The sequence below is a fragment of the Arsenophonus sp. ENCA genome, assembly GCF_002287155.1.
GTDB lineage: Bacteria > Pseudomonadota > Gammaproteobacteria > Enterobacterales > Enterobacteriaceae > Arsenophonus > Arsenophonus nilaparvatae.
Genome location: NZ_NHNG01000573.1, coordinates 1 through 4,420, shown reverse-complemented (window position 1 = coordinate 4,420; position 4,420 = coordinate 1). Strand labels below are relative to the sequence as shown.

The window sequence follows — 4,420 nt, the reverse complement described above, 5'->3', positions numbered from 1 at the left end:
AGCACCCACGACAGTCAGCATTTCGAAAGGGTCATTGACAAGGCCAACACCAATCGCAATATCTACGCCGACCGAGGCTATCCCTCTGCGGAGCGGGAAGCTTGGCTGAAGGCAAACGGCTATAGGAGCCAGATTCAGCGTAAAGGCCATCGAAACAAACCGTTGTCCAAGACTCAGCAAGGGCGAAACCACAGGATTGCAAAGACTAGGGCACGGGTTGAACATGCATTTGCGGCGATGGAACAAATGGGTAGAAAACTGATCCGCACCATTGGACAGGTGCGCGCTAATTTTGCCATGACGATGATGGCAGCATGTTACAACCTAAAGCGGTTGGCGTACTTCCAGAGCGCGTGCATCGTGGCTTTCTGACGCCCAGAATGGGTCAAATGGCCCTAGCCAGGGCAATGTGCGATAGAATCAGTAGCGTGATAATCAAAAAAAATCTAATTATTTAGAATGAAAGCCAAGGGTTAATTGAAAATCTTGAGTTTTTCGAGGTGCCCTATATTGATTTTTAATAAATTACCTGAAAGTTGAAAAAAAAATAATAAAACAACACTATATCTTAAATAAATAATACCAAATAAAATAAGCTAATAAGTCAACAAATAATTTAAAAATAAAAATTATAGCAACGTAATAAATTAATACATCGGCTATTAGCAATAATAAAAAAACAATTGTTATGCATTACTAATGCATAACTTGTAAATGAAAAATATCCGTTCAGTTTACAATATTATGATAACAAATAGCTTATAACAACATCAGCGATTAGTTATAATTGAATAGCTACTATAAAGTTAACTGAACGATATTTTCAAGCCGTCAGCAGTTGACACTAAAGTAACGTAATCAATTATATTGTAAATTTTAATTAATAAACCAACTATATAAATTGAAATAATAGTCAGGTTCACGTTATATTAATATCAGTAATGAACGGTTTTTAAACTTAAAAAGAGGCTTATATGCGCTTACTTCATACCATGTTACGGGTTGGCGACCTGCAACGCTCAATTCATTTTTATACTGAAATATTAGGTATGCGTCTATTACGCACAAGTGAAAATCCTACATACAAATATTCCCTCGCCTTCGTCGGCTTTGATGATGACAGTAAAGGTGCCGTAATCGAATTAACCTATAATTGGAGTGTTGAGCATTACAGATGGGTACCGCCTTTGGTCACATTGCATTAGGCGTTGATAATGTTGCAGATACCTGTAGTAGCATAAGGCGAGCAGGCGGCAAGGTGACGCGCGAAGCAGGCCCCGTAAAAGGTGGCTCAACGATTATTGCATTTGTGGAAGATCCTGATGGCTATCAAATTGAATTGATTGAAAATAAAAATGCCAGTAATGCTTTAGGTAACTGACGCTTTTCGTCATTGATTGAGCATCTATCCATACATTTTCTATACTTAAGCCAATTTTATGCATTTTAGCCAAAATTTGGCATAATATCTTTATTCTCAAGTATAAAGTCTTAAGCAAATGTCTAATAAAAAAAATGGTGTTAACACGCTGGCAAAGCGTTTTCGAGGTTATTATCCTGTCGTTATCGATGTAGAAACTGGTGGGTTTAATGCACAACAAGATGCGCTATTAGAAGTTGCGGCTATGACGCTAAAAATGGATCAAGCGGGTTGGTTAGAGATTGATGAAAAACTCCATTTCCATGTTGAACCTTTTGCAGGAGCAAATATAGAAGCAACTGCACTGGCTTTCACTGGCATCGACCCAACAAATCCTTTACGTAACGCTGTCGACGAGTATACCGCTTTACATGCAATTTTTAAGATGGTTAGAAAAGGTATTAAAAATAATGATTGCAATCGGGCAATTATTGTTGCCCACAATGCCAATTTTGATCATAGTTTTATCATGGCTGCCGCTCAACGAGCAAATCTAAAACGTAATCCGTTCCACACTTTTGCGACTTTCGATACCGCCACCCTTAGCGGGCTGGTTTTTGGTCAAACAATTTTAGCTAAAGCTTGTTATACCGCAGGGATCCCTTTTGATGGTAAACAGGCACATGGCGCTCTTTACGACACCGATAGAACGGCATTACTGTTTTGTGAAATCGTCAATAAATGGAAAAAATTAGGTGGCTGGCCACTTATAACCGATGAATAATCAAGGCAGTGGTAACGCATAATTTTACTGCCTTCTAATTAACTATTTATTTTATAAGGGTTATTTAGCTACTCAGTGCCAGGCTGTTCTGAAGTGCGATATTTATCGGCAGTGGCGGTGATCAATTCCTGTAATTTACCCTGCTGATACATTTCAATAATGATATCGCAACCGCCAATTAGCTCACCATCAACCCATAACTGAGGAAATGTTGGCCAGTTTGCATACTTAGGTAACTCACTACGAATATCAGGGTTTTGCAAAATATCTACATAAGCAAAACGTTCACCACAAGCAGAAAGAGCTTGAACCGCCTGGGCAGAGAAACCACAGCTTGGAAATTTAGGTGAGCCTTTCATGTATAAAAGAATTGGATTTTCTTTTACCTGGCGTTTAATTTTTTCTATTGTCGTCATTGTTACTTCCTTAAAAACTAAATCTATTATTTTGCACTACGCGAACATAACATTGATATAGAATACCATTTTCTATCAATACTTGATAACTCTTTGCTGCTATCTTTATTATGTTCCGATCGTATTTAATAAAAATTGATTAACATAATTATTAAGTTATCTATATAAAAAATGATAATGTCAATATGTTTATATTTTTTATTTATCAACTGGTTGCGCGATACGAATAAAAAAGGAGTCTGCAATGTCTTTCCAATTACCACCATTACCTTATGCTAAAAATGCTTTAGAGCCCCATATTTCTCAAGAAACGTTAGAATACCATTATGGCAAACACCATAGCACTTATGTCAATAATCTAAATAATTTAATTAAAGGGACTAACTTTGAGGGTAAATCATTAGAAGAAATTATAACAACCGCCCAAGGAGGCATATTTAATAATGCTGCCCAAGTCTGGAACCATACCTTTTATTGGCAGTGCTTAGCGCCTAATGCCGGTGGCGATCCAACAGGTAAAATAGCTGAGGTCATTAATCAACATTTTGCTGATTTTGAAAAATTTAAGCAGCAGTTTACCGATGCGGCGATTAAAAATTTTGGTTCCGGCTGGACATGGTTAGTCAAACAGGCAAATGGAAAGCTTTCCATCGTCAATACTTCTAATGCCGCAACACCAATCAGCGGTGATGATAAACCATTACTGACTGTTGATATATGGGAGCATGCTTACTACATTGATTATCGTAATGCACGAGCAGAGTACTTGACAAACTTTTGGTCGCTGGTTAACTGGCAATTTGTCGAACAAAATTTGTTGCCATAATTTATTGGATATGATTTGAAAAAGTGTTAAAAGTTAAACAGCCATAACAGACTCCTGGCTATGGCTGTTATTAAATATTGTCACGAACAGCAATTACATAATTAATATTAAATAACATCGTAAATTACATTATTTATAATACTGGGTTAGTAAATAAACGAATTTTATCATTGATCTAGCCGCTACATCACTGTGAGTTTTTCTCTTAATTATTTGTCTATTGCTCAGTTAATTGATGGATCATCATCTTCAATTGGCGCTCTAACTAAAGAAATACTTTCATTTGGCATTTCAGCTTCATCATTAACAGTAAGCGCTGAATTTTCCCTTAAAGTTGCCCGATATTCGGCTGCTCTTATTGCAGGAAGATTGGCTTCTTCAAAGTCTTCTTGCTCTTTGTGCTAGCAACCTATCAAACTCATCAACATTGAGAGTAGAATCTGTACTATTTTCTTCGCTATTTAACGATAAAAATTCACTTCCTGCTGCTGGCTGAGAGGCTCGCGCACGTTCTAATTGTTCGATATAGGGTCTGAGATCGCAGAATGTTTCTTCAAAGCACTCCACTTCTTCAGCTAAATCAAAATTGGGATTACTAAGTGGTGAAAGCCGAATATTACCATCCGAGTTGAATGACATATTCGACCGCTGATAAAGAGATATTCCAGGAGCAATGTCTATAGTCATATTCAAGGTCATATTAGGCACTAGCTGCTCATCTTCTGATCGAATCTTAGTGCATTGCATTGATAACGTTTGGTGGTTTGTACTTGTCGATTGCGACGTACCCAAACCTGTTCCGTTATTGACACGAGTTTCGCACAAAACTAATTTGGGTACGCTAATAAAACACGGATGTGCTCAGCAATAGCATTTTTGATTACGTCCCAATTTTGTTGATAAAGGGTTATTTTTTCAGATATACGACGTTTATGTTGTTCAAACCACGCAGAAATAGCGAGAAAAATATGATTTCTTTGCGCTCGGCTCGTGCGAGCCTGACAGCGTTCAATACCACAATTTTGTTTAACTTC

General features: G+C 37.4%; 5 protein-coding genes and 2 pseudogenes. 4 read left to right on the top strand and 3 right to left on the bottom strand.

Annotation, left to right across the window (positions count from 1 at the left end; all coding sequences use genetic code 11):
• The 3 genes and pseudogenes from CBG25_RS14925 to rnt form a co-directional block, all read left to right on the top strand.
• Positions 1 to 372, top strand: a 372-nt coding sequence (locus CBG25_RS14925) for a transposase (RefSeq protein WP_290603757.1), incomplete at its 5' end; no start/stop codon positions are given.
• A 602-nt stretch (positions 373 to 974) separates the two neighbouring features.
• Positions 975 to 1,381, top strand: a pseudogene (gene gloA, locus CBG25_RS14920) (lactoylglutathione lyase).
• 118 nt (positions 1,382 to 1,499) lie between these two features.
• The gene (rnt, locus tag CBG25_RS14915; protein ID WP_290607611.1) at positions 1,500 to 2,144 is read left to right on the top strand and encodes a ribonuclease T; all 645 of its coding nucleotides are present in this window, start codon (positions 1,500 to 1,502) and stop codon (positions 2,142 to 2,144) included.
• A gap of 68 nt (positions 2,145 to 2,212) precedes the next feature.
• On the opposite strand, the gene CBG25_RS14910 is transcribed toward rnt, so the two are convergent.
• Positions 2,213 to 2,560 carry a Grx4 family monothiol glutaredoxin gene (locus CBG25_RS14910; protein ID WP_290607609.1) on the bottom strand — a complete coding sequence of 116 codons (348 nt, stop codon included), beginning with the start codon at positions 2,558 to 2,560 and terminating at the stop codon, positions 2,213 to 2,215.
• A gap of 244 nt (positions 2,561 to 2,804) precedes the next feature.
• Here CBG25_RS14910 and sodB point away from each other — a divergent pair, with 244 nt between their 5' ends.
• Positions 2,805 to 3,386 (top strand): superoxide dismutase [Fe], encoded by a 582-nt coding sequence (sodB, locus tag CBG25_RS14905; protein WP_290607607.1) that lies wholly within the window; start codon positions 2,805 to 2,807, stop codon positions 3,384 to 3,386.
• A gap of 378 nt (positions 3,387 to 3,764) precedes the next feature.
• Here sodB and CBG25_RS14900 read toward each other — a convergent pair whose 3' ends face one another.
• Positions 3,765 to 4,025, bottom strand: a complete 261-nt coding sequence (locus CBG25_RS14900; protein WP_290607605.1) for a hypothetical protein — start codon at positions 4,023 to 4,025, stop codon at positions 3,765 to 3,767.
• Positions 4,026 to 4,213: 188 nt separating this feature from the next.
• Positions 4,214 to 4,420: pseudogene (locus tag CBG25_RS14895) on the bottom strand (hypothetical protein); the annotation flags it as partial.

What these genes read in the sequence shown, in the direction of transcription:
- rnt (WP_290607611.1), top strand. Translation starts at nt 1,500, where the DNA reads ATGTCTAATAAAAAAAATGGTGTTAACACGCTGGCAAAGCGTTTTCGA.
- CBG25_RS14910 (WP_290607609.1), bottom strand. Translation starts at nt 2,560, where the DNA reads ATGACGACAATAGAAAAAATTAAACGCCAGGTAAAAGAAAATCCAATT.
- sodB (WP_290607607.1), top strand. Translation starts at nt 2,805, where the DNA reads ATGTCTTTCCAATTACCACCATTACCTTATGCTAAAAATGCTTTAGAG.
- CBG25_RS14900 (WP_290607605.1), bottom strand. Translation starts at nt 4,025, where the DNA reads ATGTCATTCAACTCGGATGGTAATATTCGGCTTTCACCACTTAGTAAT.